Raw genomic sequence first — 25,796 nt, forward strand, 5'->3', positions numbered from 1 at the left:
ATGGACGAGTGAGCAGCTCTGCAGAACTTGAGGACCGTAAGTACTTCCCGACCATCGAGGACGCGATTGCCGACTGGCAGCCGCCGCTCGACAACATCACCGCCATTCGTGACGCGGTCCGCGGGCTCGCCTACGAGCACGTCTACATTCCCGCTACCAGGGAGTTCATTGCTCTTGAGGCTCCGGCAGGCGCCGGGATCGTCGGCTACGTGATGCCCGACTTCGTGTCCCTGCAGCCGCTCGACGGAGAGAAGCAGATGGTGCCGCTGCCCGTCGCGGGTGGCCCCGCGCCCAAGCCCGTGAAGAAGAAGGCGAAGCCGAAGAAGGTGCATGCCGTGGACATCGTGCATGACCTGTGCCCCACCTGCTTCACGGCGCTTCCCGCGACCGGGGTGTGCGCGTACTGCGAGTAGCGGCGAACTCCCGGGCGATTCTGCGCCTGGCGTGATCTGGGCGGCCGCATCCGTCGCGTAGCGTCGGGTCCGTGCTTGAGATCTGGGACCGCATCTGGGCGGACGTGACCACTGACGTTGTTGCGTCTCCTCCGGCGGCTTTGGTGCCGCTCGCGGTGGTCGTCGCCGTGCTGGCCGTGCCGTCGCTGTGGCACCTGGCACGTCACGTCGTGACGATCGCGCACGAGGCCGGCCACGGATTCGTCGCCTTCCTCACCGGAAGGCGCGTGAGCGGGATCCGACTGCACTCGGACACCTCCGGCCTGACGACGTCGGTGGGTCAGGAGAAGCGGCTTCCGCTGTCACTCATGGCCTTCGCGGGGTATCCGGCGCCCGGGGTGCTGGGGCTGGGCGCCGCCGCGCTGATCGCGGCCGGGTATCCGCTCGCGCTGCTGTGGATCGTCGTTGTCGTGCTGGTGCTCGTGCTGGTGCAGATCCGGAACTGGTACGGCTTCCTCGTGATGGTGGTCGCGCTCGGGGCCGCCGTCGCGGTCGCGTGGTTCGCTCCGACCGACTGGCGTGTAGGTGTCGCGTACGGCATGGCGTGGCTGCTGCTGCTCGGTGCTGTTCGGGCCGTCGTGGAGCTGGGGACCTCTCGGCGCCGACCTGGTGGTGGCGGGTCGGACGCCGACGCGCTGGCGCGGCTGACGCGCGTGCCTGGGGGAGTGTGGGTGGCGCTGTTCTGGCTCGTGACCGTCGGGTGTGCGCTGGGTGGCGCGTGGCTGATGCTCGCCGGGTTGGTCGCCTAGCGGCTTGCCCCGTCCCTGACCGCGGTCTCCCACAGCTCGAGCGTGAACTCGATGTCGGGGCGGGCTCGCCGCAGGCCTCGCAGGAGGCTGGTGGCCTCGGCGGCGTGCTGATTGGCGGCGATGCGTGAGGGCCAGCCGTGCTCGGGCTCGAAGTGGGCGTTGAAGCTCGCGGCCCAGGCGAGGATGCGCTGCGTCAGTTCGTCCGGGAGGCCTGCTGGGTTGCCGTCGAGTGCGGGGCCGACGTCGTCGTCGTCCCACAGCGGCCAGTCGACCGCGTACTCGTTCATGAGGCGCATGGCTCCATCATGGCTCGCGCCGCGCTTCATCCGTCGAGGCAGTTGCCGTTGAGGTCGCAGTCGACGAGCTTGCTGTGGACCGTGCGGACCTCGAGCGTCTGCGTGGCCGAGGTGCTGGTGATGGTGCCGTCGATGTCGATCCAGGCGCCGCCGTCGATGCTGTAGCTGCCGGCCCACGTGGTCTCCAGGACGATGCTGACGTCCGTTTGCTGGGCGGTGTAGGTGTGGCTGATGGTCTCGTTGGGGTACGGCTGACCGGGGTCGGTGGTGGTCGTGGTTTCGCCGTCTCCCCAGGTCCATTCGTATGAGGTCGGGGTGGCGCGGATGCGGACCGGGACGCCCAGGAGCGTGCGGGAGATGATGACGGGGTCGGGTTCCACGTAGGCGATCGTCGGGACCGTGGAGTAGACCCAGCCTTGGTCGGGCTGGATCGTGTGCTCGGGGACGCCGGGCTCAAGGGAGGCCCATGCGGTGACGGCGAGCTCTGCGACGGTGGGGCCTGTGTCCTCGGTGGCTGCCGCGCAGCTGTAGCTGGTGACCATCGACCATGCGGTGGCGTCGCCCGTCGCGACGTCCACCCAGCGTTCGAACAGCGGCCAGGTCAGAGTGGCTCCAGGGGCGCAGATAGCGACTGCGGTGATTCCGGTAGGGCAGGCGGCGAAGCTGGCGTCGTTGACGCAGTCGACGCGGATGGTTTCGTGGCGTTGTCCGGTGTCTGAGGCGGTGTCCGTTGATGAGTCGCCTGTGCTGCTGCCACCTGTGTTGCTTCCTGCGCCCAATTCGAAGCGGGCATCGTCGTCGCTTGTCTGTCCGCCGAGGGTGCCCCACGAGGAGTCGTCTGCGGATGCAGACTGCGAGAGCCAGGTGAGGAGCGCGGCGATCGCTGCAAGGGTGATCGCGAGCGCGCGAACGTCTGCCCTACTTCGTGTCGTCAACGCTGACCCCTTGGACGCGCCACAGGCCGTCGGTCCAAGTGAGGAGTGTGTCAACTGTAAACGTCCCAGCGGGGGAGGACCCGGCGCTATTGCCCTCGCTATCCACGTAGTCGAATTGGCTCTGCGAGACGGTAACGCGCACGAAAGCCGAGCCATCGTCGTCGAGTGTGCCTTGCAGGGTTGACTGGTCCTGGTCAACCGACCCAACGGCGAGGTGTTGACCTGTCTCACTCAAGTACTCGACGTCGCCGATTATGTCCGCGCAGAAATCGCAACTGTCCAGGGAAAGTGACTTCAATACGAGGGGATCGGTGCTCTTCAATGCATTCGGATATTCACTCATGAAGAACTGCGCCGTCGCCATCGCGCCCGCGACGTCGGTGCGCGCCGCATCCTCAGGCATCATCGCCAGCAGTTCCTCGTCGCTCAGGGTGGTCGTACTCGGCGAAGCCGACGGGGAGGCGGACGGCGTCGCCGAAGCGCTCGCGGACTCCGTGGTCTCCGTCGGCGACGCGCTCTCAGCGACCACAGCATCGGACCCAGTGCAGCCCGTGAGCAGCACGGCGCCGAGCGCGCCAGCGGCCAGCGCGACTCCGAGTGTCCGATTTGTCCCCACCATGCGGCGACCCTAGTTCGGCGAGCCGCGCCGCTGCACCAGGGTTGCTGAAGCTGTGGACAACGCTCAGTCGAGCGACTCGATCGAGGTACGCAGCCGCTCCTCGGCCTTGGCCTTCCAATTGCCGTCGGAGTAGTTGGCGGCGAACGTCTCGACGAACTCGACGGGGTCGTCTCCGACGACGTCGCGGACTGGGGTTGACCCAGCGGCGGCCTGCTCGAACAGGTCTGCGAGGTCCTCGAACATCTGGCTGAGGATGTCGGCGTCGTTGGAGACGATGGCGGCGCTCATCATGTACTTCTCGAGCGCGGCGACAGCGGTGCGGTACGGCTCGGGCAGCGCCTTCGCGCGGGCCTTGTACTCGCGCCAGCGTCGCTTGTCTCCGATGAGCTTCTCTGCGAGCTTGGTGATGTCCATGGTCAGCGTCCTTCGGTCTTGAGTTGGTCGATGCGGGTGGCGAGGAATCCCCAGGTGGTCCAGAACTCGTCGAGCTGGGTGCGACCTGAGGCATTGAGCGAGTAGACCTTGCGGGGCGGTCCCTGTTCAGAGGGCACCTTCTCGACGTCCACGAGGCCGCGCTTCTCGATGCGGACGAGTAGGGCGTAGACAGTGCCCTCGACGATGTCCTCGAAGCCCTGTTCGCGCAGCCGTGCGGTGATCTCGTAGCCGTATGCGGGTGCGGTCGCGAGCAATGCGAGCACGATCCCCTCGAGCGTGCCCTTGAGCATCTCGGTGATCTGCTTACCCATTGAGCACCTCCGTTCAGTACTTGGTGTTGTTGAGTACTAGTAGATAGTATTGCCAAGTACTGGGGGTGTGGCAAGTCCTTGATGGACGATGCGGTGGCTGGGGAGCTATTCAGGGTGATGCTTGCGGGCAGTCCAGCCAGTCGCGGCGGGGTGGCTAGCTCCGGTGTTCTTCCCAGTGCTTCTCGAGCCACTCCGCGTGTTGGTCGTTGATGTCTACCTGAAGCGGCTTGTCCTGGAGGCGCGTGTACTGCGCGTACGGCGCAAGCGTTTCGGACACGTCGATCCGGCGCGTTGACGGGTTGACTGCGAGCCCGCCGTCATCGAACAGGCGGTGGATGTCGCGCCGGAGCATGAGGCCCCCGTGCTCATGGTGCTCACCGAGATCTGCGTAACTGTAGAGGTGGCCCGCATCGAGGACCCGCTTCGGTGTGGGGCCAGTAAACGCGCAGTGCTCGCCGAAGCGAGCCAGAATGCGTTCGCGGAACTGTTGCTGACCCCTGCGGACGCGGACGACCGCTTGCGCGTGGCCCGAGGCTAGCGGCGTGTACTCGACTTGCTGATTCGGTGTGATGATTTCCGGGGCCCGGTGGACAATCCGAGACACTGCTCGTGTCTCTCCAGCAGTCACGAGTGCGCTGCTAAGGGCGCTCCAGTCCAGGCTGCGCATGCTGTGCTGGCTCGCGGGGGAGAAGCAGAGGCTCCTCAATTGGGGTCCGCTGAGTAGTCCTTCTAGAGACGTCCACGCCGCGTCGTGCCGCGCTTTGTACTCCTTGACTTTGACGGGGTCGAGAGTCGGCTCGTCGAACTCGGAACCGCACTTCTGGCACTTGTAGCGAGGGGTCTTCGTCGTGCGCTCGCCGATGTTCGTGCGACTGCAACTCGGGCACCGTGATCGGACCTTCGTCGCGTCTTTGGTCTCGATTTCCTCGACCACCGAGACGCCGAGCAGCCTCACTTTGTCCCAGATTGCCACCCGGTCGCCGACGGCGATCTCGGCATGGTTCTTGACCGTGCTGTCCCAGCTGTAGAACACATCCGCTTGGTCGTCATAGCCGGAGTTGCCACCGTACTGCCTGTTCTCGCCTGCAGCCATGAGCAGCCAAGCGGTTGGCCGCTGCGTCGCATCCATGTCCGCAGCTTGGCAGCTCCACGACTTCCTTACAAGAACCTGGAATAACGAGTCGTGTGTCGCCGGTTGACGAAGGCGTGACCACACGTGCGCTCGTCCTCGGAGGCGGCGGATCCCTCGGCAACGCCTGGGAGATCGGCGTCCTCGCCGGCCTCGCCGACGGCGGGGTCGATCCCACGCGGGCCGAACTCGTCGTCGGTACCTCAGCCGGCGCCACGGCCGCCGCGATGATCGCCTGCGAGGCCCAGGATGTCCTGCTGGCGCAGGTCCTCGCCGAGGCCTACCCTGCGCCACGCAAGCCGCCGGCGGCCGGAGGAGCGCCCCGGCCCGGCACGAACTTCATGCAGCTCACCGCCGACATCATGGCGACCTCGGCGGACCCCGTGGACATGCGCAGGCGTATCGGCGCCGCCGCCCTCGAGCTCGAGTCCGACCTCGGCGTCGAGATCGTCGAGCGTCGCCTCGCCCAGGTCGCCTCACGCCTGCCGAGCCAGGACTGGCCCGACCGGCGAATCGTCCTCACGGCCGTCGACGCCGAGACGGGCGAGGAGGTCCTGCTGGACCGCGACAGTGGCGTTGCCCTCGCGGACGCCGTCGCCGCGAGCACCGCCGTCGGATTCGGCGTCCCGCCGCATGCGATCGGGAAGCAGAGACTCCTCGACGGCGGCTACCGCGCCAACGAGAACGCCGACCTCGCCTCCGGCTACGACCGCGTCCTCGTGCTGTCCCCGTTCGGCGGTCGCTCACGCCATCCGCAGGAGTGGGGCACCGCGCTCGCGGACCAGGTGGCCTTGCTGAAGGCCCAAGGCAGTGCCGTGGAGACGATCTTCCCCGACGACGCCTCGCGAGAGGCTTTCGGCCCCAACATGATGGATCTGAGCCGCCGCCCGGCGGCCGCGCAGGCCGGTTTCGATCAAGGAAAGGCCCGGGCGGGCGCCCTGGAAGCGTTCTGGCGCTGACGCATCGTCCAGGTGGCACGAATGCGCGCCACGAACACGCCAGAGCGATGTCACGGGGCGAAGGCGAAGCGGGCGTATCCTTGCATTTAGCAGGAATGACGTCGATGGCGCGTTCGGCCGCGACGCGAACGACAGAGAAGCAAGGTTGCCTGTCGAGATTCTCGTTGAACGGCAAAATCGACAGGCTTCCTTGCAAGGTTGCCTGTCGAAGTCGTACCGTGGAAGCATGACAGACAGCGAAAGCGCCTCCGAGGACACCCTCGAGACCGCTCGACGCCTGCGCCTCGCCATCAACCGCATCCGGCGCCTCTCGCGCCAGGCCGGCGAGCCCTCGGGCGTCACCCGATCGCAGGAGGTGGTGCTCCTCGTCCTCCGACGCCAGGGCCCCCTCAGCACCGCAGAGCTCGCCGAGATCGAGCGCGTCCGCCCGCAGTCCATGGGCGAGATCGTCCGCGGGCTCGTCGAGATCGGCATGGTCACCAAGGAGCCCCACCCCACCGACGGGCGCCGCGAGCTCGTCACCCTCACCCGCGTCGGCAAGGCGGTCGTGGAGCGCTCCAGCGCCTCGCGTGACGCCGAGCTCGCCGACCTCATCGCAAGCCGCCTGGACAACGAAGCCCGCGCGACCCTCGACGACGCCCTTGAGGTGCTCGAGCGGTTGGCGGCCGAGAAGTGACGGCGGCGCCGAATACGGCACAGGCCAAGGCCCAGGCCCTCGCCGAGCGCACCGGCTTCGGCCCGCGCTTCGCCGCCGCGACCCTGACGGGCCCCGCGCTCAACCCGCTCAACACCACGATGATCGCGGTCGCGCTCGTGCCGATCGCCGACGCCACCGGAGTCTCCACCGCGACCGCCCTGTGGCTCGTCGCCGGCCTGTACCTGGTCTCGAGCGTCGGCCAGCCGACCTGGGGTCGCCTCGCCGACCTCTTCGGCCCGCGCCGCGTCTACCTCCTCGGCCTCACGTTCGCCGCCCTCGGCGGCCTGGTCCCGCTCTTCTTCCCCACGTTCGGGGGAGTGCTCGCCGCGCGCATGCTCATCGGACTCGGCACCTCCGCGCAGTACCCGGCCGCGATGACGCTGATCTCCGACCAGGAGGCGCGCCTCAAGCGCGAGCCCCCGCACTCCCTCCTCGCGGGCCTGTCGCTCGCGAGCCTCGTCTCCATCTCCGTCGGCCCCGTCCTCGGCGGGCTCCTGGTCCACTTCCTCAGCTGGCGCGCGATCTTCCTGGTCAACGTGCCTGCCGCGATCCTCATCGCGATCGCAGCGCTGCGCTTCCTGCCGCCCGACCGCTCGCGACCCTCGGGCGTCGGGCGCCGCAGCCTCCCGCTCCATGCGGCCCTGGACATCCCCGGCATCGTCCTGTTCGCAGGGACGACGCTGACCTCCCTGGTCTTCCTCCTCGACATCGAGTCGGGCGTGTGGTGGCTCCTGCCGGTCGCCCTCGCCTTCGGGACGATGCTGGTGCTGTGGGAGCGACGGGCGCGTCGCCCCTTCCTGGACGTGCGCATGCTCGTGCGCAACGGCGCGCTGACGCGCACCTACCTGCGGTTCTTCCTCAGCTACATCGCGATCTTCGCTGTCACCTACACCGTCTCCCCGTGGCTGCAGGAGGTGCGCGGCTACGACACCGACATCGTCGGCTGGATGCTGCTGCCCGCCGCGCTGCTCGCCATGGGAGCCAACCGGATGGTCGCGCGCCTGCCGAAGCCGAGGCTCGCGCTCGCCGTCGCGGCCGCCGTCCAGATCGCCGGGGGAGCGCTCATGTGGGCGCTGCACGCCGAGACCGCGCTGTGGCTCGTGCTCGTGGTCGTCGCGCTGTTCGGCATCCCGCAGGGCCTCGTGGCGGTGTCCAATCAGGCGGTGCTGTACCGCCAGGCGCCCGTGGGTCAGGTGGGCGTCGCCTCGGGGCTGTCGCGCACATTCCTTCAGATCGGCGCGATGACAGCATCGGCGCTCATCGCGATCGTCGTCGGAGCCTCGCCGTCCGACGCGGGCCTGCACCGCATCGGGATCGTCATCGTGATCGCCTCCGTGCTCGTGCTCGCCCTGGTGCTGTGGGACCGCTCGCTCTCGACCGCCGCCGATACCAGGGACGTCGACTTCGCTGACTGAGTCCTCCCACGGTGTGATACCTCAGAGGTATCATCGAGGTATGGCCATGACACTCAGGACAAGCGAGGCGCAGGACGCTGCCATCGAGCGCCTCGCCGCGCGCTGGAACGTCTCCAAGACCGAGGCGATCCTTCGTGCCGTGCTCGAGGCGGACTCCCAGCGGCGGCTCGAGGACGACGCGATGGAGGCCTACGCCCGCGTGAGCACGCGCTATCGCGACGCTCTTGATCGTCTCGGGTCGGTGTGATCCGCTACCTCCCGGTCGAGGTGGTCTTGAGGATCATCGACGCGGAACGCATCGGTCCGGTGCGAGATGAGGGTCTCCTGCAGTCCGCGCTCGACCGTCCCGCCACCACGGTGCTGGGCGCCGATGCCTATCCTGAGCTGCCCGCGAAAGCCGCGGCGCTCATGCACTCGCTCTGCCTCAACCATGCGCTCGTCGACGGGAACAAGCGGATCGCCGCAGTCTGCGCCGTTGTCTTCCTGGAGGTCAACGGTTCGACGTCGGGTCTCGACAACGACGGATTGTTCGACCTCACCATGGCTGTGGCCGAGGGGTCGATCCGCGACGTCGATGAGATCGCCGCGCGCCTCGACGTGCGCGAGCTCTGACGCACCACCGCCCGGGGCCGTAGGGGGTGACGGCACCGGGCGGGTGATGCGGCGCGCTCGAAGGGGTCTTCAGGCGCGGTTCAGAAGCGCGAACTCCTCCACGCTCGCATTGCCTCCCGTGCACGCGAACGCGGCGGTAGACACCTGTCCACTATCGCCCTCGGCGATCGCTCCCGCAAGTCCAGCCGCGCCGGCGCCCTCGCACAGTGTGTGCGCCGCGCCGGCCATCAGCCGGACCGCCTCCTGCATCTGCTCCTCCGTCAGCAGCAGGAAGTCGTCAAGTCCTCCGCGCAGGACCGACTGGGGGGCGCGGAAGCCCGACCCGGTCGCGAGTCCCGCTGCGAAGGTGTGAATGGGTCGGGTCTGGATCTCGCCCGACGCCCATGAGTCGTAGGCGGCCCGCGCGCCCTCTGCCTGCACGCCGACCACCCTCACGTGCGGCGCGATCGCGTCGCGGACCAGCACGGCGCCCGCCGCGCCGGAGCCCGAGCCGATCGGCACGTAGAGCGTGTCGATCTCGGGGTGCGCGGTCAGAAGCTCCAGGTAGACGGTCGCATGACCGTGGATGATGGCCGGCTCCTCGCCCGGGTTGACGAAGTACAGCCCCTCGCGGTCGGCGAGCGCCGCGGCCTCGACCGCCGCCTCGGCCATGTCCGCCCCGGCCAGCACGACGCGCGCGCCGAGCGCGCGCACGGCGTCGGCCTTGAACGACGGCGTCGCCGTGGACATCACGATGGTCGCGCTCACGTCCCGGAGTCGAGACGCGTAAGCGAGCGACTGCGCGTGGTTGCCGGTCGACACGGTCACGAGCCCGCGCTCCAGGACCGAGGCGGGAAGCGTCGCGAGCAGGTTCAGGCCGCCGCGCACCTTGAAGGCGCCGGTCGGCTGGACGTTCTCGTGCTTCACGATCACCTTGCGCCCCGCGGCGCTGTTCAGCAGCGGATAGGACCAGGCAGGGGTGGCGGGAAGGGTGGTGGCGAGCACGTCGGCCGCCGCGAGAACGCCCTCGAAGGAGAGGCCGTGGTCGCGAGCGGCCGAGGCGCCGCGCTGGGCCACCGCGCCGGGGCGGGCGGGCCGCGCTGCCTGGCTCCCGGCCAGGGGAGAGGCGCTGCGGGCCGCGACCGCGTCGGTCGTGGGGCGAAGGGTGGTTTCCATGACCTCCACGATGCCGCGACCCGATCTATACGTCCAATGAATGTTGTCTCGCACATTCATCGATGACGTCAATATGATGAGAGGCATGCTCGATCTGACGCGCCTCCAGGCGCTCGTCGCCTTCGCGCGCACCGGCTCGGTGAGTGCCGCGGCCGACGAGCTCCATTACTCGCAGCCCACCGTCTCCCACCACCTCAAGCGGCTCGAGGCGGAGACGGGCGCGGTCCTGTTCCGCCGCGTCGGCCGCAACCTCGTCCTCACCGACGAGGGGCGGCGCCTCGCGGATCGAGGCGAGGAGATCCTCGGCCTGGTCTCGCGAGCCGACAACGAGCTCGCCTCCGCAGTCTCGCTCCAGAGCGGCCGCGTGCGCGTCGCGATCTTCCCCTCCGGCATCGCGACCCTTGCGCCCCGCATCGTCACCGTGATGCGCGAACGCCACCCCGGGCTGAGCCTCGAGGTTCGCGAGGCCGAGCCGCCCGAGGCCGAGGGGCTGCTGCTCGCCGACGAGGTCGACCTGGCCGTCACCTTCACCTACCCGCGCGAGCAGCCGTCGGACGCGATCACCGCGGAGATCCTGGGCGAGGACCCGCTGTACCTCGTCACCCCGCCCGCGCGCCCCGACTGCCAGGTGGGGCACTCGGCCGCCGCGCGCGAGCCGTCGCACGAACCACTCGGCTCGCGCATCGCGATCGGGCGGCTCAGGGACTTCGCCGACGACGACTGGATGGCCGGCTGCGAGCGCTGCCGCGGCTACCTCGTCGCGACCTGCGAGGACGCGGGCTTCGAGCCCCACGTCCAGTTCGCCTCCGACGACTTCGTGGCGATCCAGGCGCTCATCGCCGTCGGGCATGGGGTGTCGATGCTGCCGGGCCTCGCGCTGGCCGCCCACCGTCACCCCGACGTCGTCCTCACCCCGATCGACGGGGCGGCCCGCACGCTGCGCCTGGTATCGCTGGGAAGGCCGCCGCTGCCGCCGGCCCTGGAGGCGACGAGCGAGGTGATCCGCGAGGTCGTGCGCGCGGTCGTCCCCGACCCCGTCCCCACGGGCTGACGCCTCGGCCTAGGCGTCGTCCCGCACGACGCGCAGGCGCGCGGGCTGCGGGAGCGGCGCGAGCGCGTCGTCCGCGGCGTTGGAGACCTCGTAGATCCGGTGCGTCGCGATGGGGTTCGGGGCGGCGGTGCCGCCCGCGGTGAGGGCGTGCGAGACGGAGAGGACGCCACGGCACGGCCAGCGGGTCGCGACCTGCTCGTCCATCCAGGCCACGGCGTCGATCACGCTGTCGGCCACGATGTCCCAGGACTCCATCGCACCCGTCAGCGCGTCGCCGGTCCACAGCTCCGCCCTGTACCGGGTGGGCCCTACGGGCTCCTCGATCGCATTGCGGTCGTCGACCAACTCCGCCCTCAACAGAGTCATGTCTGCCTCTCTCCAACTCGGGCGCTCCGGGGACGCCTCGACTCCCTCCAATATCGCACCGGCTCCCGGGTCCTGCAGGACGCGCCGCGGAGTATCCCACAAGTGGCACTTTGTGCACGGATGCCGAACCGGTTGCCAGTGTCAGGGGTACGAGGAAGGATGGCGCGCATGAAGGATCTTGAGGCTCTCGACGCGTCCGCGAAGGTCGCCTTCGCCGACGCCTTGCTGGGGCGGCTGGCAGGCGCGCCCTTCGGCTCCGTTCCCAAGCGCGAGGTGGACGTCGCGGTCTTCGCGGGCCTCGTCGCCGCGGGATACGTGTCCGACGCGGACCCCGTCTTCGTGACCGCCAAGCGACTCGGGATCACGCCCGCCCGCGCGAAATCCCTGCTCTACGGCTACCGCATGACCCAGGACAACGAGCCGGGCTTCGCGCGCATGCTCGCTGCCGTGCGCATCGTGTCGCTGACGCGCGGAGGCGAGGCAGTGTTCAACGTCGAGGACGCGTACTGGCGCGACGCGTTCGTCGCCCGCCTCAAGGAGGTCGGGGTCTTCACCGACGGCTCCCACAACGCGGAGCGGGTCGTCGCTGACGCCGACCAGTTCATGGCCGCCTTCGATGACGCCTTCGGCCGGGACGGGGACGATGCTCGGGCCCGGCTCCAGGAGATGCTCGCGGACGATGCGCGGGCCGGGCGGGTCGCGTTCGGTCGGGCGGTCGCGCTCAAGACGCTCGGTGAGCTGGCGAAGAAGGCGGCCGAGGCTCTCCTGGTCCCGTGACCGACGAGTAGGGTGCCGACATGGAGTCCTTCCCCTCGATGTCGACCGGCCGGATCCTCTCCGGCGACGCCTTCCCGCTGACCCGGAATCCGAATCCCGCGACCGAGTCCGAGCGGGTCGCGCTGATGGCCAACCCCGTGTTCGGCAAGGTCTTCACCGACCACATGGCGCGCGCGACCTGGGAGGGTGGGAGCTGGGGCGACCGCGGCATCGTCCCCATGGCTCCGATCCCCATGCACCCCGGCGCGGCGGTCCTGCACTACGCCCAGCAGGTGTTCGAGGGGCTGAAGGCGTACCGCCACCCGGACGGCACCGTCCACCTCTTCCGCCCCACCGCCAATGCGGAGCGCATGATCGACTCGGCCTACCGCCTCGCGATGCCGCCGCTGTCCGTCGATGACTTCCTTGCCTCCGCGGCCGCGCTGGTCCAGGCTGACGCGGCCTGGGTGCCTCAGCAGGAGGGCGGCGCGCTGTACCTGCGCCCGTTCCTCATGGCCACCGAGACGAGCCTGCTCGTGCAGCCGTCCGACACCTACGACCTCGTGGTCACCGCCTCGCCCGTCGGCGCCTACATCCAGGCCGCAGGGGGAGTGTCGATCTGGGTCTCGCGCGGCTACCACCGTGCCAACCTCGGCGGCACGGGCGAGGCGAAGACCGCAGGCAACTACGCCGCGAGCATGCTTCCGCAGCACGAGGCCAAGGAGAACGGCTGCGGCCAGGTGCTCTTCCTTGACGCGAAGGAGGAGACGTACGTCGAGGAGTTCGGCGGCATGAACCTCATGGTGGTCTTCGGCGACGGCTCGATCGCGACGCCCCGACTGTCCGGCACGATCCTTCCCGGGATCACCCGCGACTCGATCCTGCACCTGCTGGGTGAGGCCGGCCGGCCCGTGCGCGAGCGCGACATCTCCCTCGACGAGATCCGCGAAGGCGTCGCGTCCGGCGCGATCACCGAGCTGTTCGCGTGCGGCACCGCCGCGGTCGTCACCCCGGTCGCCGAGCTCAAGTCCGACGACTTCACGCTCCAGGTCGGCGACGGCCGGCCCGGCCCCGTCGCGACGTGGGTCAAGAAGGAGCTGACCGACATCCAGTTCGGCCTCGCCGAGGACCCGCACGGCTGGATGGTGCGCGTCATCTGACGCGTCGTGCGTCGCATCGTCCCTGGTGTAAGGGTGAATTGAGGCGTCACACGGGCCGTCACACGGCCCCGGCGGACGCTGGTGTCACGACTCAGGGAGGGATCGTGACATGAACGCACAGACACTCGCACAGGACATCACCGACGACGTCATCGACCGCGGCACCGAGCCGTTCCGCATCGCGTTCGGCATCCTCGCCGACGCGGTCCGGGACGCGCACCCCGGCGTCGCCGAGGCGCTCACCGACTGGGAGGGCGCCGAGGTCGCCCGGCTCAGGGCCTTCGCCCTGGCCAGGGAGGCGCTGCGCGACATGGACGATGCGTCGGTCGCCGAAGCGCAGGACGAGGACGCGCACGCAGGCGTACCGTGGGCCGCATGAGGTGACATCAGCACTCGGCCCGGGGGAGGGGACGATGCTCACGATCCACATGCTCGGCCGGCCGAGGCTCGAGCGCGACGGAGAGGCCCTCGCGGGTCCGCGAGGCGCGAAGTGCTGGGCCCTGCTCGCCCGGGTGCTGCGCTCCGAGGCGCCGGTCTCGAGAGAGCGGCTCGTCGAGGAGCTCTTCGCCGACGCCGACGATCCGTACGGAGCGCTGCGCTGGAGCCTCGCGGAGCTGCGGCGCAGGCTCGGCCTCAAGGAGGCGCTGTCGGGCAACCCCGTGAGCGCCGACCTCGGGCCCGACGTGAGCATCGACGTCCTGGACCAGCTCGTCGGCACCCCGCCGAGCATCGTCCTTGGAAACGGGCGATTCCTTGAAGGAATCGAGCCCCGGGCCTCGGCGACGTTCGAGATGTGGCTCACGCTCGAGCGCCGGCGTGTGGACGCGGACGTGCTTGCGGCGCTGAGGCGTCAGGTGTTGAACGCGCTGTCGCGAGGAGAGCCCGAGCGGGCCGCGGGGATCGCGCAGACGATGATCGCGCGCGACCCGCTCGACGAGGGCTCGCACGTGCTCTTCGTCAAGGCGCTCGCTGCGTCGGGAGCGCGCGACGCCGCCGTGGAGCATGCGCGCGAGACCGAGGAGATGGTGCTGCGAGAGACGGGCGAGCCGCTCGGCCCGGCGCTCAGGGACGCCGCCCGGCGCGCGCCCCCGACGCTGAACCCGTCGGTCTCGAGCCGCGCGACGTGCGAGACGCTGCGCGAGGCGGGGAGGGCCGCGCTGTCAGCGGGCGCGGTCGACGCCGGGGTCGAATGCATGCGAGGCGCGATCGCCGCGGCGGAGAGCATCGGCGACGCGGGCCTGCTCGCCACATGCCTGCACGATCTGGGCACGGCGTTCGTGCACAACGTGTGCGGCTACGACGACGAGGGCATGGTGCTGCTCGAGACCGCGGTGAGCCGGGCCACCGAGGCAGGGCTGCCGTCGGTCGGGGCGCGCGCCCTCGCGGAGCTCGGCTACGTGGACCTGCTCTTCGGACGCAGCTACTGCGCGGAGCAGCGGCTCGCCACGGCGCGCGTCGCCGCGGGGGAGGACCGCGAGGTGCTCGCCGCGGTCGCGTCCTTCGAGGGCACCCACCTCCACGACCTCGGCCGCCTCGAGGAGTCGCTCGCGCGGTTCGAGGAGTCGATCGCGCACGCGCGGGCCTCGGGCGATGTGCGCCGCGAGATCTGGGCCCTCGGCATGGGCGCGCGCACCGTCTACTCGCTGGGCGACCACGCGGGAGCAGAGTCCTGGGCCCGCACGGCGATAGAGATGTGCGACGCGGACAGGTGGACGTCCTACCGCCCGTGGCCCGAGTCGTGGGTGGACCTCGCGAGGCTCGCGCAGGGCGCCGACCCGATCGCGGTGCGCGACTCGGCCGAGGCGACCTACGCGATGGCGACTCAGCTGCGCGACGCCTGCTGGGAAGGCCTCGCGGCCGAGGTGCTCGCGATGACCTACGCGGCGACCGGGGATGTGGACGACGCGCTCCGGTGGCTGCGCGTCGGCAAGGTCGCGTGTCGACGGGACACCGACGCCTACGCGTGGGTCGCGACGGAGATCGCCGTGACGACCGCGGAGCTGCTGCTCGCCCACGGACGGCGCGAGGAGGCCGGCGCCGCCGCGCGGGAGGCGGCCGCCGAGGCTGCGGCCTTCCACATGGATCGCCTCCTGGAGCGCGCCGAGGCCGTGGCCGTCGCAACGTCGGGGAGTGTTGCGTCGGACGGCGTCGCCACGTCGGAAGGCGTCGCCGCTCGCGCGTAACCTGGTCGCACCATGCCGCCAGAGACCACCCCCTACGCGCTCGTGCGCCGCAAGGGCATGAAGAATCTCCGCATCCGCGTCCGGCCAGCCGACGGCGGCGTCGCGGTATCGGCGCCGCACTGGGTGCCCAAGCGGACGATCGACGACTTCGTGGCCGGGCGCTCGGAATGGATCGCGCGAGAGCGGGCGCGCCTCGCGACCCTCCCGCCCCCGCTCGAGGCCGGCCCCGAGGCCGAGGCGTTGCGCGCCGAGCTGCGCGCGCGGGTCGCGCCGATGCTGGCCCGCTGGGCCGAGCGCATGGATCTGCTGCCGGTGCCGCCCTTCATCGTCCGCCGGATGACGACCCGGTGGGGCACGTGCAATGTCCGGACCCGCCGGATCACGTTCGCGCTCGAGCTCGCGCGCAAGGATGACGAGAAGCTCGAGTACGTCGTGGTCCACGAGCTCGCTCACCTCATCGAGGCGGGTCACGGACCGCGCTTCCACGCCGTCATGGACGCGCATCTGCCCGACTGGAAGCGGATCCGGCGCAAGCTCAACGGCCGCTGACGGCGTGTCAAGAAGATGCGAAGGTGAATCTTCCTCGCTTCGAGGTCGACGCGAGCAGCCCGCCGAGGCTCCGCGCTGCTCTCGTGCGAAGTTCCTGCGCCGCGAGAATGCTCCCTGCTAGAAGCTCAGATTGCAGATCGGCTCACGGTCGGAGCGGAAGGCGCGAGAAGCGCTGCGGACGGACCCGGGGCTCTCCTCCTCGACCCGGCCGGCGGCACGCAGCGCCTCGAGCGACGTTCCACCAAGGAGCGCCGCGGACAGCGCGTCGATCCCGAGTCGAAGATCGCAAGGTGCATCCGTGCGCTCTATCATCGGCGTGGCGTCGGCCCGGGCTGACAGCTTCCAACGCCCCTCATTCGAGGCAAGAAGTGCATCGCTGACCTCTATCACGACATCGAGGTCCGCCGAGTAGGTCCTCGAGGCGAGCGCCGCGGGCACGTCGAGGATGCGCAGCCACATCCCGTCGAACTCCCGCATGCCGATGCCGCGAGGGTCCTCGAGCAGCTGGAGGAGGAGCGTGTCGGCACCGCCCGCGGTGATCTTGCAGGACGCCATCAGGTCCAGGTCCGCGACCACACTGAACAGCCGCCGGGTCGAGGCGGAGTCGGCAGCGCCCCAGACCTTGACCTCGACGGTGCCCGCGGCAGCGACCTCCGACCAGTTCACCGAGCGGGAGAGCACCGCGTAGGCGGCAGGGCCCTCGGCGTCCTCGACGATCACGATCCGCTGCTCCTCCGCATCCGGGTGGGGCACCGTGAGGTTGAGGAGCGCATCGTGCGCGACGGAGTCGCCGATCTCCACGGGAGAGCCGGGCGCGTCGAGGCGGCGCTGGACGGCGCGGACCACGTCGGCGTGCACCGTCATGTCGATGGTCTCGATGCGGACGGGAAGATCATCGGAGCCGGGCACGGGCCGAAGCTTGGGCGATCTCCCGAGGTCCAACGCTGTCTTCGCCGCGGCCATGGCGTAGCCGAAACGCGGGTAGATGGCCGTCTCGGCGGCGTACAGCACGCTCACCGCCTCCCCGCGGGCCAGCGCGCGCGAGAAGTGGTCGGCGATCATCGTCGTGAGGATTCCTCGGCGGCGGTGCGCGGGGTGGACGCTGACCCAGGTCAGCCCCGAGGCCCGCATCGTCCCTCCGCCCGGCATGCGCAGGGACATCGAGTGCGAGGAGTGGACGCCACAGAACGTGCCGACCGGCCCGCGCGCGGGATCCGTGATCTCAAGCGCCCTCGCGTGCTCCCACGGGACCGTGGAGCGCATCGCCGTGGGCTCGAGCCTGAACGCGAACGCCCATTCGACGAGCGAGAGCATCTCCGCGGACCGTGACTGGTCGAGCGAGACGATCTGGTAGCCGGCAGGGACACTCATGAACCGATCCTCGCAAAGGACGAGGCGCGGTTCGGCGCGGCGCGCCGGTCAGTCCTGAGCGGCGGCGATCCTGTCGGCGAGGCGCGCGTACTCGACCTTGAGGCAGCGGTTCTGCACCACGACCGCCCCGGCCTTGCACGCCCTGTCGGCGGCCTCGGGGTGGCGCACGCCGAGCTGCATCCACACGACGGGCGCGCCGACCTGGACGGACTCGTGGACCACGGGCGGCACGTGGTCCGAACGGCGGAAGATGTCGACGATGTCGACGTCCACGGGGACGTCATGCAGGGATGCGTAGAACGCGTGGCCACGGATCTCGTCGTCCGGCTGGGCCACGGGATTGACGAGGTACACCTCGTAGTCAGTGTGGTCCATGAGCCACTCGGCGATCCGGTGGCTCGTGCGGGCGGGGTTCGGGGAGGCTCCCACGACGGCCACGGTGCGGGCGCGCGCGAGAACGTCGACGAGCACCGAGTCGTCGGGCACATCGGAGCCGAGCGGCAGCGGGCAGGCGGCGTCAGTCGTCATGCGGGTGAAACTCCCTGGGTCATACGGGCATTCCCGATGAAGCCATGACACTACGACAAATCCGGATCCGCGCGGGCACTGGGTCCCGCATCGTCCCCGTCGCCCGGCCCACCTCCCTGGCCTCTCGCATCGTCCGCGCCCGCATCGTCCCCGGGGCCTGACCCGGGACTGTCCGAACCGGCGTCGCCGTCCTACCCTGAAGGCAGGGGAGACCCCCCTCTCCCCACGGCCACGAGGGAGGCACCACCATGATGGAGCACATGACGCCCGTCGCGACGGCTGAGAACAGCCCGAGCATCGGGATCCGCGCCGAGGACCTGCGTGCGATCAACCACGGACTCGCGCAGGTGCTGTCCGACACCTTCACGCTGTACGTGAAGACCCAGGGGTATCACTGGAACGTCACCGGCCCGCACTTCCGAGCACTCCACCTCATGTTCGAGGAGCAGTACACGGAGCTGCGCGACACGGTGGACGACATCGCAGAGCGGATGCGCGCGCTCGGCTCAGGGGCTCCCGGCTCGCTGTCCGAGTTCCTGGATCACTCCACGATCGTCGACAACCAGCCGCACACCGACGCCATGTCGATGGTGATGACGCTCGCGGCGGACCACGAGACCGTCGCGCGCCTCATCCGCCCGCTCGTGGACGTCGCCGAGGACGCCGGCGATGGCGCGACCGCCGACCTGCTCAACGCGCGCCTCGCCGCGCACGAGAAGGCCGCGTGGATGCTGAGGGCGTTCGCCGCCGAGTAGTCGGTGTCGCGCCGCTGAGACAGAGCACCCCTGAGACAGAGCACCCCTGAGACAGAGCACCCCCAGACAGAGCAACGGGCCCCCGCCGAAGCGGGGGCCCGTTCTCCTTGGCGCGGCTGAGGGGTTCGCGCCAGGTCTCTGTGCGCCTCCGTGATGGTGCTGCATCCACGCGCGGGAATCGATCCCCCTGTGAATGCGCCCCCACCCGAAAGCGACTAACTTCAGCATAACCACAATGTGACACCATGTGCAGGTTTCTGTGGAATGGATCACACTCCCAGCACGGAGAACGTCTGTGGAGCTGGGTTCCCCGTGCTGTCGTGGATCAGATGTAGTACATCGCGGGCTCGTGCAGGTCCGTGTCTCCGGACGCGTGCACGTGGGAGTCGCCCTGGTCGACGCACGACGCCGCGGTGTGCGCCTCCGCAGGCTTCGGGTGCTCCTTGATCTTCGCCGGGATGCCCACGGCGGTCGCGCCGTTGGGGACGTCCTTGACGACCACGGCGTTCGCGCCGATCCGCGAGTCCGACCCGACGTACACGGGGCCGAGCACGCGCGCGCCCGCGCCGATGACGACGCGATCGCCCACGGTGGGGTGACGCTTGCCGTGGCTCATCGAGGTGCCGCCCAAGTTGATGTTGTTGAACATCAGGACGTCGTCGCCGACCACCGCGGTCTCGCCGATGACGACGCCCATGCCGTGGTCGATGAACACACGCCTGCCCAGCTGGGCGCCGGGGTGGATCTCGATGCCGGTCATGTGCCGCGCGTGCTGAGAGACCAGGCGCGCGAGCGACCGGCGCCCGCGCAGCCACAGCCAATGCGCGACGCGGTGATACCAGACGGCGTGAACGCCCTGGTAGGACACCCAGATGACGAACGACGACGGCGCGGCGGGATCGCGATCCTTCGCTGCGCGCACGTCCTCTGCCATGAGGGCGATCCCTCTCGGCCTGCCCGTCATCCGGGTGCTCCTTCCTGGTTCTCTGCCTCGACGCTGTCGCGCGTCAGTCCATCAGGTCCGCGTAGAGGACCGTGGACAGGTAGCGCTCACCGAATGACGGGATGATCGCGACGATGGTCTTGCCCGCGTTCTCGGGGCGCTTGCCGACCTCGATCGCGGCGTGCAGCGCGGCGCCTGACGAGATGCCGACGAGCAGGCCCTCCTGGCGGGCGGCGGCGCGCGAGGTCGCGATCGCGGTCTCGGCGTCGACGTCGAAGACCTCGTCGTAGATGTCCGTGTTGAGGATCGGCGGGATGAAGTTCGGGCCGATGCCCTGGATCTTGTGCGGGCCGGGCTGACCGCCGTTGAGGATCGGGGACTCCGAGGGCTCGACAGCGATGATCTGCACGGACGGCTTCTTGGCCTTGAGGACCTCGCCGACACCCGTGATGGTGCCGCCGGTGCCGATGCCCGCCACGACGATGTCGACCTCGCCGTCGGTGTCGGCCCAGATCTCCTCGGCCGTCGTCTTGCGGTGGATCTCCGGGTTGGCGGCGTTCGCGAACTGCTTCGCGGCGACGGCGCCGGGACGCTCCGCGAGGACCTTCTCCGCGGCGTTCAGCGCGCCGGACATGCCCTCGGCTCCGGGGGTGAGGATGAGCTCGGCGCCGAAGGCGCGCAGCAGGGCGCGGCGCTCCTTGGACATCGTTTCCGGCATGGTGATGACGACGTTGTAGCCGCGTGCCGCGCCGACCATCGCGAGCGCGATGCCGGTGTTGCCCGACGTCGCCTCGACGATCGTGCCGCCGGGCTGGAGCTCGCCGGAGGCCTCCGCGGCGTCGACGATCGCGACGCCCAGGCGGTCCTTGACCGAGTTGGCGGGGTTGTAGAACTCGAGCTTGCCGAGGATCGTCGCGTCGACGCCCTCCGTGAGCTTGTTGATCCGCACGAGCGGGGTGTTGCCGATGAGCTTGGTCGCGTCGTCGTAGATGCGTGCCATGGTGAGGAGTTTCCTTCGCTGTTGTTTTCCGGGGTGGGTAACGCCGAGGCGTCGGGTCGGCATTCCTCACTATCGCAGGAAGGCCGGGGGCGAGCACTGGTGAGGCGGTCCCGTTGCCCGGGTGCGCCCAGGGGTCGGGGCCTGCGCCAGCGCTCTAGAGACAGCGGCAGGCGGCCGGCATGCAGGGCATGCCGGCCATGCGCATGGCACAGGTGTCGAGGGCAGGAGCGTGCGTCGCGACGACGCTGCTCACGTTGCTCATCCCGATTCCTCCCTGTGCGATGCGGCCAGGGTAGCCCGGCGTCCGGCGCGGGGGCAAGCGCAGGTTGTGGGTCGGCGGCGAACCTGCCACGTAGGCTGGACGCGTCCGTCAGCGCAGAAGGAGTGTTCGTGGCCGCCGTTCCGTACATCGAGGAGTACACCGTCGAGGGGTTCGTCCGGGCGAGCGCTCTGGAGCTGTGGAACCTGCTGAGCGACCCGATCGACTACGCGAGGTCCCGCAAGGACATCACCGAGATCGAGGTGCTCGACGGCGTCATGGGGGAGAAGGGCTGTCGCACCCGGACCACCCACAAGGTCGGCAAGACCGACTTCATCGTGACCGAGGACACGCTTGAGGCGGACAAGCCCCGGCTGCTCGTGAAGCGGGCCCTCAACGCGCAGATGACCTCGACGTCGCGCTGGGAGATCGAGGATGCGGACGGCGGCGCCAAGGTGACCGTGACGTCGACGCTGGAGGCCTCGCTCGGGATGGTCCAGCGGTGGTTCATCACGCGCCAGGCGATGCAGCGCGAGCGCTCCGCGATCGATGCGGTCCGCGAGCAGTGCGAGGAGTACAGCGTGTTCTTCGACAAGCGCCGCACGAACCTCGGCTTCGACATCTGACGCGACGGGCACCCCAGCGCCATACTGAACCCAGGCATCGTCCGTCCCCGTTCATCGATGCCGCGTGGAGGTCCTCATGGAATGGCTGTCGTTCGCCGACGTGAGCTGGCTGGGAGTGCTGCTCGCGTTCGTCGCCTCGTTCGTGTTCGGGTGGCTCTGGTACTCGCAGTTCGCGTTCTTCCCGGTGTGGGCCCGGCTCGGGAACCTCGACCTCGAGAGGCTCGGCAACACGAGCATGGGCCCCGTGTTCGGTCAGATGATCGTCGGCAACGTGCTCGGCATCGTCACGCTCGCGCTGCTCATGGCCGGCCTGGGCGCCTCGGGGCCGGTCGACGGCCTCGTGCTCGGACTCATCGTCGGCGTGGCCTTCCGCGCGGGCGCGCATCTGGTGCATAACGGCTTCGCGCAGCGCGTCGGTGGGATCACCCTGATCGACTCGGCCCACGACGCCCTCGCGCTCGCGATCTCCGGCCTCGTCCTCGGATTGTTCATGTAACGAGGAAATTCCTCGCGCGTCCCGCACGTTGCCATCTGTATGACAGTGAATACGGATACGACCATCGCCCTCGGTTCCCTCGACCTGTCCGGCGCCCCCCTCGCGCTCGGCGGCAACGTTTTCGGCTGGACGGCCGACGCGGACGCCTCCTTCTCCGTGCTTGACGGCTTCGTCGACGGGGGAGGGCTGCTCATCGACACTGCCGACGTCTACTCGGCCTGGGCGCCCGGTCACGTCGGCGGCGAGTCCGAGTCGGTCCTCGGCGCCTGGTTCGCGGCCGCTGGCCGCAGGGACGATGTGCTGGTCGCCACCAAGGTCTCCGAGCACTCGGAGTTCTCGGGGCTGAGCGGCGCCACGATCCGGGCCGCCGCGGAGGCGTCGCTCAAGCGGCTCGGTACCGACCGCATCGACCTGTACTACGCGCACTTCGACCACGACGACCCGATCGAGGAGACCGCAGCGGCCTTCTCCTCCCTCGTCGACGACGGGCTCGTGCGCGAGATCGGCATCTCCAACTTCTCGCCCGAGCGCATCGACGCGTGGCTCGCCGCGGCCGAGGCGAACGGGCTGCACAAGCCCGTCGCGTTGCAGCCGCACTACAACCTCATGGAGCGCGACTTCGAGGGCGGCCTGCGTGATGCGGCCGCTCGCCACGGGCTCGGCGTGCTGCCCTACTGGGGTCTCGCCAAGGGCTTCCTCACGGGCAAGTACCGCGAGGCGGACGGAGACGTCGACAGCCCGCGCGCCGGTGACGCTGTGAAGTACCTGGATGATCGCGGCCGACGCGTCCTCGCCGCGCTCGACCGCATCGCCCTCGAGCACGACGCCGAGGTCGCCTCGGTGGCTCTCGCGTGGCTCAAGGCGCAGCCGACGGTCGTGGCGCCCATCGCGTCGGCGCGCAACGCGTCGCAGCTGACGACCCTGCTCGCGTCGATGCGGCTGACCCTCACCGACGTCGAGGTCGAGGCGCTCACGGAGGCGTCCGCCTGACGATCCGCGCTCTCGCGACAGGGGCTCGGCGCCGTATGGTGCCGAGCCCCTTCGCGTGGGACGATTCGTGCACCATGAGCACCACTCACCAGCCCGCGTGGGACGAGGCTCGCGCGGAGGCGATCGCGCGGGACTCCTTCGGCATCGACGTCGGTGCGGTGCGGAGGCTCGGGTCCAACGAGGACCTCAACGCCCTCGTCACGGCGACCGGCGGCGCGAGGTACGTCCTCAAGATCAGTCACGGCGGGATCCCGCGCGACTCGCTCGACGCGCAGAACGCCGCGCTCGTCCACCTGCGGGATGCCGCCACGGGGCTGTCGGTGCCGCTGCCGCTTCCCGCGACCGACGGGGCCCTTGTCCAGACGCTCGAGTGGGGCGGCGAGCCGAGGGCCGCGCGGCTGCTCGAGTTCGTCGAGGGGCACAGCCCGACGACGAGTGCGCGGCTGAGCGAGGACACCGCCGCCCGCGTCGGCGCCGCCGCGGGCCGGATCACTGCCGCGCTCGCGGACTTCACCCACCCGGGGCTCGCTGGCGGGGGCGACTGGGACCTGCGCGAGGCGGCGAGGGTGATCCGGGAGGCTCGCGGGCACCTCGATGACACGACCTCGGCCGCGATCGAGAGCGCGCTCGACGGGTCGCTCGAGCGCCTCGCCGAGCGGGCTGACGCGCTCCGCGTCCAGGCCGTGCACGGCGACGTCACGGGGGACAACCTGGTCGGCGAGGCATCCGGAACGGTCGAGGGCGTTATCGACTTCGGCGATCTGGGGCTCGGGTGGGTCGTGGCCGAGGTCGCGATCGTCGCCTGCTCCCTGTTCCAGCACGACGGCGACGCGTTCGGCCTCGCGCTTGCGGCGATCGAGGCCTTCGACCGTGAGATGCCGCTCACCGACGCGGAGATCGAGGCGCTGTGGCCGGCGGTGCGGACCCGTGCCGCGGTGCTCGTGGCCTCAGGCGGACGCGTGCTCGCCGACGACCCCGGCAACACCTATGCGGCGGTGCGCGCTCCGCTCGAGCGCAGGATGCTCGAGCGCGCGCTCGAGACCGGGCTCGACGAGGCGGAGCTGCTGATCAGGCACAGGCTCGGGAGGCTCGCCGGCCCGCCCCGGCCCCTCGGGGCGATCATCGGCGGGCTCGGCACGGCTCCCGTGCTCGACCTCTCGGTCGCGTCGAGCGTGCACGATGCGGGCGCCTTCCTCGACCCCGGGAACGCCCGCGCGGAGCTCCTCGTGCTCGCGCGACGGGATGGCACGGCCGTGACCGCGTACGGCGTGCCGAGCCTCACCCCGGAGGCGGGCCTCGCCGGCGCGCCCGACTCGGTGGAGCTCGCGGTCGAGGCCGCGGTGGTCGCGGGGACGCCGGTCGTGGCGCCCGCGGAGGGCCTTGTGCGCGTCGGCGACGAGCTCGTCATCGTCCTCGACGACGGCACGGCGGTACGGCTGACCGGGGTCGACCCCGCGGTCGCGGACGGCGACCGGGTCGGCCGGGGCGACCTGGTCGGGACCGTGGTGGGGGAGGCGGAGGACGAGGGCGACCACCGCATCGTCTCCGTCCAAGGGGTGTGCCACGCGAGCCTCGTGCCGCCGAGGCGCGTCCGCCCGTCACGGGCGCGCGCCTGGCGCGAGATCTGTCCCGATCCCGCGGCGCTGCTGGGGCGAGTCCCGGCCCCGGAGCCGGATGCCGAGCCCGCCGACCTGATCGCCCGCCGCGACGCCGCCTTCGCGCGCGTCCAGGAGCACTACTACGCCGCGCCGCCGCAGATCGAGCGGGGTTGGCGGCACCACCTGATCGACACCGACGGCCGCGGCTACCTCGACATGGTCAACAACGTCGCGATCCTCGGCCACGGCGAGCCCCGACTTGCTGACGCCGTCGACGCCCAGATGCGTCGCCTCAACACGAACTCGCGGTTCCACTACGCGGCCGTCGTCGAGCTGTCCGAGCGTCTCGCCGCGCTCGCCCCCGCCGGCCTCGACACGGTGATGCTCGTCAACTCCGGCTCCGAGGCCGTGGACCTCGCGCTGCGTGTGGTCCGAGCGGTTACCGGACGCGACGACGTCCTCGCCCTCACCGAGGCGTATCACGGGTGGACCGTCGGCGCCGATGCCGTCTCGACCTCGCTCGGCGACAATCCCCGCGCCCTCGAGACCCGGCCCGCGTGGGTGCAGCTGCTCGACGCGCCCAACACGTATCGCGGGACGCATCGCGGGCCCGACGCGCACCGCTACCTTCCCGACGCGCTCGCGCGTCTTGAGCAGATGGACGATGCGGGGGTCGCCCTGGCGGGCTTCATCGCCGAGCCGCTGTTCGGCAACGGGGGAGGGATCGCGCTGCCCGACGGCTACCTCGCCGGGGTGTGGGAGGCGGTGCGCGCTCGCGGCGGCCTGTGCATCTCCGACGAGGTCCAGGTCAGCTACGGGCGGCTGGGCGACCACTTCTGGGGCTTCGAGCAGCAGGGCGTGGTCCCCGACGTCATCACGGTCGCGAAGGCGATGGGCAACGGGCATCCTCTGGGCGCAGTCATCACCACGCGGGAGATCGCCGAGGCGTTCGCAGTCGAGGGGTCCTTCTTCTCCTCGGCGGGGGGAAGCCCTGTGAGCTGCGTCGTCGGGACGACGGTGCTCGACGTGCTCGAGGCGGACGGCCTTCAGGAGAACGCCCGTGTGGTCGGCGGTCTTCTCGCGGACGGGCTCAGGTCGCTTGCCGGCGCGCACCCGACGCTCGGCGCGATCCACGGGATGGGGCTCTACCTGGGCGTCGAGGTGATCGCGGGCGGGCCGGACGATCCCGATCCGACGGCCGCACGAGAGATCTGCGAGGCGCTGCTCGACGAGGGCGTGATCGTGCAGCCCACGGGCGACCACAAGAACGTCCTGAAGATCAAGCCGCCGATGACGATCGACGCGCCCGCGGTGGAGCGGTTCCTCACCGCGCTCGACCGCGTGCTCACGTGGCGGGAGTCGCGCGCGCAGCTCTGATCCCCGGCCGCCGCGCGGTGTCGT

The 25,796-nt window shown here is 70.1% G+C and carries 30 protein-coding genes; 18 read left to right on the forward strand and 12 right to left on the reverse strand.

The window, feature by feature from the left end:
- Positions 1–8: 8 nt before the first annotated feature.
- Together AOP78_RS07105 and AOP78_RS07110 are read left to right on the forward strand one after the other, a co-directional pair.
- A complete protein-coding gene (locus tag AOP78_RS07105) occupies positions 9–413 on the forward strand; it encodes a hypothetical protein (RefSeq protein WP_062202695.1) in 405 nt (134 codons plus the stop codon).
- Positions 414–484: 71 nt separating this feature from the next.
- On the forward strand, positions 485–1,201 hold the full coding sequence (locus AOP78_RS07110; RefSeq protein ID WP_236685322.1) for a M50 family metallopeptidase: 717 nt from the start codon (positions 485–487) through the stop codon (positions 1,199–1,201).
- Here the strand turns inward: AOP78_RS07110 and AOP78_RS07115 are convergent.
- The 6 genes from AOP78_RS07115 to AOP78_RS07140 form a co-directional block, all read right to left on the reverse strand.
- Complete coding sequence (locus tag AOP78_RS07115) at positions 1,198–1,497, reverse strand: immunity protein CdiI family protein (RefSeq protein WP_062202697.1); 300 nt, start codon at positions 1,495–1,497, stop codon at positions 1,198–1,200. The genes AOP78_RS07110 and AOP78_RS07115 overlap by 4 nt on opposite strands.
- 26 nt (positions 1,498–1,523) lie before the next feature.
- Complete coding sequence (locus AOP78_RS15385) at positions 1,524–2,075, reverse strand: hypothetical protein (RefSeq protein WP_062202699.1); 552 nt, start codon at positions 2,073–2,075, stop codon at positions 1,524–1,526.
- A 340-nt stretch (positions 2,076–2,415) separates the two neighbouring features.
- A complete protein-coding gene (locus AOP78_RS07125) occupies positions 2,416–3,051 on the reverse strand; it encodes a DUF6318 family protein (RefSeq protein WP_062202701.1) in 636 nt (211 codons plus the stop codon).
- Between the two features lie 63 nt (positions 3,052–3,114).
- Complete coding sequence (locus tag AOP78_RS07130) at positions 3,115–3,465, reverse strand: DUF1048 domain-containing protein (protein WP_062202703.1); 351 nt, start codon at positions 3,463–3,465, stop codon at positions 3,115–3,117.
- Positions 3,466–3,467: 2 nt separating this feature from the next.
- Positions 3,468–3,797, reverse strand: coding sequence for a PadR family transcriptional regulator (locus AOP78_RS07135; protein ID WP_062202705.1), 330 nt, complete (start codon positions 3,795–3,797; stop codon positions 3,468–3,470).
- A 154-nt stretch (positions 3,798–3,951) separates the two neighbouring features.
- Complete coding sequence (locus tag AOP78_RS07140; protein ID WP_152659441.1) at positions 3,952–4,926, reverse strand: HNH endonuclease; 975 nt, start codon at positions 4,924–4,926, stop codon at positions 3,952–3,954.
- Between the two features lie 77 nt (positions 4,927–5,003).
- Here AOP78_RS07140 and AOP78_RS07145 point away from each other — a divergent pair, with 77 nt between their 5' ends.
- The 5 genes from AOP78_RS07145 to AOP78_RS07165 all read left to right on the forward strand — a co-directional run bounded on the left by AOP78_RS07145 (position 5,004) and on the right by AOP78_RS07165 (position 8,609).
- Positions 5,004–5,885, forward strand: a complete 882-nt coding sequence (locus tag AOP78_RS07145; protein WP_236685323.1) for a patatin-like phospholipase family protein — start codon at positions 5,004–5,006, stop codon at positions 5,883–5,885.
- A gap of 226 nt (positions 5,886–6,111) precedes the next feature.
- A complete protein-coding gene (locus tag AOP78_RS07150) occupies positions 6,112–6,561 on the forward strand; it encodes a MarR family winged helix-turn-helix transcriptional regulator (RefSeq protein ID WP_062202708.1) in 450 nt (149 codons plus the stop codon).
- On the forward strand, positions 6,558–7,997 hold the full coding sequence (locus AOP78_RS07155; RefSeq protein WP_062202710.1) for an MFS transporter: 1,440 nt from the start codon (positions 6,558–6,560) through the stop codon (positions 7,995–7,997). Before AOP78_RS07150 ends, AOP78_RS07155 begins: the two co-directional genes overlap by 4 nt.
- Positions 7,998–8,043: 46 nt before the next feature.
- Entirely contained in the window at positions 8,044–8,244 is a 201-nt protein-coding gene (locus AOP78_RS07160) for a hypothetical protein (protein ID WP_152659442.1), read from the forward strand.
- Entirely contained in the window at positions 8,241–8,609 is a 369-nt protein-coding gene (locus AOP78_RS07165) for a type II toxin-antitoxin system death-on-curing family toxin (protein WP_062202719.1), read from the forward strand. Before AOP78_RS07160 ends, AOP78_RS07165 begins: the two co-directional genes overlap by 4 nt.
- 69 nt (positions 8,610–8,678) lie before the next feature.
- Here AOP78_RS07165 and AOP78_RS07170 read toward each other — a convergent pair whose 3' ends face one another.
- Complete coding sequence (locus tag AOP78_RS07170) at positions 8,679–9,764, reverse strand: threonine ammonia-lyase (RefSeq protein ID WP_083979909.1); 1,086 nt, start codon at positions 9,762–9,764, stop codon at positions 8,679–8,681.
- Between the two features lie 85 nt (positions 9,765–9,849).
- Here AOP78_RS07170 and AOP78_RS07175 point away from each other — a divergent pair, with 85 nt between their 5' ends.
- Complete coding sequence (locus tag AOP78_RS07175; RefSeq protein ID WP_062202722.1) at positions 9,850–10,815, forward strand: LysR family transcriptional regulator; 966 nt, start codon at positions 9,850–9,852, stop codon at positions 10,813–10,815.
- A 9-nt stretch (positions 10,816–10,824) separates the two neighbouring features.
- Here the strand turns inward: AOP78_RS07175 and AOP78_RS07180 are convergent, their stop codons facing one another.
- Complete coding sequence (locus AOP78_RS07180) at positions 10,825–11,181, reverse strand: hypothetical protein (protein ID WP_152659443.1); 357 nt, start codon at positions 11,179–11,181, stop codon at positions 10,825–10,827.
- A 168-nt stretch (positions 11,182–11,349) separates the two neighbouring features.
- Here AOP78_RS07180 and AOP78_RS07185 point away from each other — a divergent pair, with 168 nt between their 5' ends.
- The 5 genes from AOP78_RS07185 (at position 11,350) to AOP78_RS07205 (ending at position 15,829) form a co-directional block, all read left to right on the forward strand.
- Positions 11,350–11,958, forward strand: a complete 609-nt coding sequence (locus AOP78_RS07185; protein ID WP_062202724.1) for a hypothetical protein — start codon at positions 11,350–11,352, stop codon at positions 11,956–11,958.
- A gap of 20 nt (positions 11,959–11,978) precedes the next feature.
- Positions 11,979–13,097, forward strand: coding sequence for a branched-chain amino acid aminotransferase (locus AOP78_RS07190; RefSeq protein WP_236685324.1), 1,119 nt, complete (start codon positions 11,979–11,981; stop codon positions 13,095–13,097).
- A 109-nt stretch (positions 13,098–13,206) separates the two neighbouring features.
- Entirely contained in the window at positions 13,207–13,476 is a 270-nt protein-coding gene (locus AOP78_RS07195; RefSeq protein ID WP_062202725.1) for a hypothetical protein, read from the forward strand.
- 34 nt (positions 13,477–13,510) lie between these two features.
- Positions 13,511–15,280 (forward strand): AfsR/SARP family transcriptional regulator, encoded by a 1,770-nt coding sequence (locus tag AOP78_RS07200; RefSeq protein WP_062202727.1) that lies wholly within the window; start codon positions 13,511–13,513, stop codon positions 15,278–15,280.
- A 12-nt stretch (positions 15,281–15,292) separates the two neighbouring features.
- The gene (locus tag AOP78_RS07205) at positions 15,293–15,829 is read left to right on the forward strand and encodes a M48 family metallopeptidase (RefSeq protein WP_062202728.1); all 537 of its coding nucleotides are present in this window, start codon (positions 15,293–15,295) and stop codon (positions 15,827–15,829) included.
- A gap of 117 nt (positions 15,830–15,946) precedes the next feature.
- Here the strand turns inward: AOP78_RS07205 and AOP78_RS07210 are convergent, their stop codons facing one another.
- Positions 15,947–17,200 carry a GNAT family N-acetyltransferase gene (locus AOP78_RS07210; RefSeq protein WP_062202730.1) on the reverse strand — a complete coding sequence of 418 codons (1,254 nt, stop codon included), beginning with the start codon at positions 17,198–17,200 and terminating at the stop codon, positions 15,947–15,949.
- Positions 17,201–17,248: 48 nt separating this feature from the next.
- Positions 17,249–17,728: a CoA-binding protein gene (locus AOP78_RS07215; RefSeq protein ID WP_062202733.1), complete on the reverse strand. Its 480-nt coding sequence runs from the start codon at positions 17,726–17,728 to the stop codon at positions 17,249–17,251.
- Positions 17,729–17,976: 248 nt separating this feature from the next.
- Between AOP78_RS07215 and AOP78_RS07220 the strand changes: the two genes are divergently transcribed.
- The gene (locus AOP78_RS07220; protein WP_236685325.1) at positions 17,977–18,483 is read left to right on the forward strand and encodes a Dps family protein; all 507 of its coding nucleotides are present in this window, start codon (positions 17,977–17,979) and stop codon (positions 18,481–18,483) included.
- Positions 18,484–18,808: 325 nt separating this feature from the next.
- Here the strand turns inward: AOP78_RS07220 and cysE are convergent, their stop codons facing one another.
- Positions 18,809–19,417 carry a serine O-acetyltransferase gene (gene cysE, locus AOP78_RS07225; protein WP_369401080.1) on the reverse strand — a complete coding sequence of 203 codons (609 nt, stop codon included), beginning with the start codon at positions 19,415–19,417 and terminating at the stop codon, positions 18,809–18,811.
- 73 nt (positions 19,418–19,490) lie between these two features.
- Entirely contained in the window at positions 19,491–20,426 is a 936-nt protein-coding gene (cysK, locus tag AOP78_RS07230; RefSeq protein ID WP_062202736.1) for a cysteine synthase A, read from the reverse strand.
- Positions 20,427–20,816: 390 nt separating this feature from the next.
- Between cysK and AOP78_RS15205 the strand changes: the two genes are divergently transcribed.
- From AOP78_RS15205 to AOP78_RS07250, 4 genes are all read left to right on the forward strand, one after another.
- Positions 20,817–21,311, forward strand: a complete 495-nt coding sequence (locus AOP78_RS15205; RefSeq protein ID WP_062202738.1) for an SRPBCC family protein — start codon at positions 20,817–20,819, stop codon at positions 21,309–21,311.
- Between the two features lie 76 nt (positions 21,312–21,387).
- Positions 21,388–21,807 carry a DUF1761 domain-containing protein gene (locus AOP78_RS07240; protein WP_152659445.1) on the forward strand — a complete coding sequence of 140 codons (420 nt, stop codon included), beginning with the start codon at positions 21,388–21,390 and terminating at the stop codon, positions 21,805–21,807.
- 39 nt (positions 21,808–21,846) lie between these two features.
- On the forward strand, positions 21,847–22,797 hold the full coding sequence (locus tag AOP78_RS07245) for an aldo/keto reductase (RefSeq protein ID WP_062202741.1): 951 nt from the start codon (positions 21,847–21,849) through the stop codon (positions 22,795–22,797).
- A 74-nt stretch (positions 22,798–22,871) separates the two neighbouring features.
- Positions 22,872–25,772, forward strand: coding sequence for an aminotransferase (locus tag AOP78_RS07250; RefSeq protein ID WP_062203236.1), 2,901 nt, complete (start codon positions 22,872–22,874; stop codon positions 25,770–25,772).
- Positions 25,773–25,796: the final 24 nt, after the last annotated feature.

It is taken from the genome of Demequina salsinemoris (assembly GCF_000974805.1).
In the GTDB taxonomy this organism is placed as follows: Bacteria; Actinomycetota; Actinomycetes; order Actinomycetales; family Demequinaceae; genus Demequina; species Demequina salsinemoris.

Excerpts from the sequence above, each read along its gene's own strand:
- AOP78_RS07185 (WP_062202724.1), top strand. The coding sequence starts at position 11,350 with ATGAAGGATCTTGAGGCTCTCGACGCGTCCGCGAAGGTCGCCTTCGCC.
- cysE (WP_369401080.1), bottom strand. The coding sequence starts at position 19,417 with ATGGCAGAGGACGTGCGCGCAGCGAAGGATCGCGATCCCGCCGCGCCG.
- AOP78_RS07130 (WP_062202703.1), bottom strand. The coding sequence starts at position 3,465 with ATGGACATCACCAAGCTCGCAGAGAAGCTCATCGGAGACAAGCGACGC.
- AOP78_RS07115 (WP_062202697.1), bottom strand. The coding sequence starts at position 1,497 with ATGCGCCTCATGAACGAGTACGCGGTCGACTGGCCGCTGTGGGACGAC.
- AOP78_RS07140 (WP_152659441.1), bottom strand. The coding sequence starts at position 4,926 with ATGGATGCGACGCAGCGGCCAACCGCTTGGCTGCTCATGGCTGCAGGC.
- AOP78_RS07195 (WP_062202725.1), top strand. The coding sequence starts at position 13,207 with ATGAACGCACAGACACTCGCACAGGACATCACCGACGACGTCATCGAC.
- AOP78_RS07250 (WP_062203236.1), top strand. The coding sequence starts at position 22,872 with ATGAGCACCACTCACCAGCCCGCGTGGGACGAGGCTCGCGCGGAGGCG.
- AOP78_RS07160 (WP_152659442.1), top strand. The coding sequence starts at position 8,044 with ATGACACTCAGGACAAGCGAGGCGCAGGACGCTGCCATCGAGCGCCTC.
- AOP78_RS07135 (WP_062202705.1), bottom strand. The coding sequence starts at position 3,797 with ATGGGTAAGCAGATCACCGAGATGCTCAAGGGCACGCTCGAGGGGATC.
- AOP78_RS07170 (WP_083979909.1), bottom strand. The coding sequence starts at position 9,764 with ATGGAAACCACCCTTCGCCCCACGACCGACGCGGTCGCGGCCCGCAGC.
- AOP78_RS07200 (WP_062202727.1), top strand. The coding sequence starts at position 13,511 with ATGCTCACGATCCACATGCTCGGCCGGCCGAGGCTCGAGCGCGACGGA.
- AOP78_RS07220 (WP_236685325.1), top strand. The coding sequence starts at position 17,977 with ATGATGGAGCACATGACGCCCGTCGCGACGGCTGAGAACAGCCCGAGC.
- AOP78_RS07175 (WP_062202722.1), top strand. The coding sequence starts at position 9,850 with ATGCTCGATCTGACGCGCCTCCAGGCGCTCGTCGCCTTCGCGCGCACC.
- AOP78_RS07150 (WP_062202708.1), top strand. The coding sequence starts at position 6,112 with ATGACAGACAGCGAAAGCGCCTCCGAGGACACCCTCGAGACCGCTCGA.
- AOP78_RS07210 (WP_062202730.1), bottom strand. The coding sequence starts at position 17,200 with ATGAGTGTCCCTGCCGGCTACCAGATCGTCTCGCTCGACCAGTCACGG.
- AOP78_RS07205 (WP_062202728.1), top strand. The coding sequence starts at position 15,293 with ATGCCGCCAGAGACCACCCCCTACGCGCTCGTGCGCCGCAAGGGCATG.
- cysK (WP_062202736.1), bottom strand. The coding sequence starts at position 20,426 with ATGGCACGCATCTACGACGACGCGACCAAGCTCATCGGCAACACCCCG.
- AOP78_RS07180 (WP_152659443.1), bottom strand. The coding sequence starts at position 11,181 with ATGACTCTGTTGAGGGCGGAGTTGGTCGACGACCGCAATGCGATCGAG.
- AOP78_RS07215 (WP_062202733.1), bottom strand. The coding sequence starts at position 17,728 with ATGACGACTGACGCCGCCTGCCCGCTGCCGCTCGGCTCCGATGTGCCC.
- AOP78_RS07190 (WP_236685324.1), top strand. The coding sequence starts at position 11,979 with ATGGAGTCCTTCCCCTCGATGTCGACCGGCCGGATCCTCTCCGGCGAC.
- AOP78_RS07240 (WP_152659445.1), top strand. The coding sequence starts at position 21,388 with ATGGAATGGCTGTCGTTCGCCGACGTGAGCTGGCTGGGAGTGCTGCTC.
- AOP78_RS07245 (WP_062202741.1), top strand. The coding sequence starts at position 21,847 with ATGACAGTGAATACGGATACGACCATCGCCCTCGGTTCCCTCGACCTG.
- AOP78_RS07125 (WP_062202701.1), bottom strand. The coding sequence starts at position 3,051 with ATGGTGGGGACAAATCGGACACTCGGAGTCGCGCTGGCCGCTGGCGCG.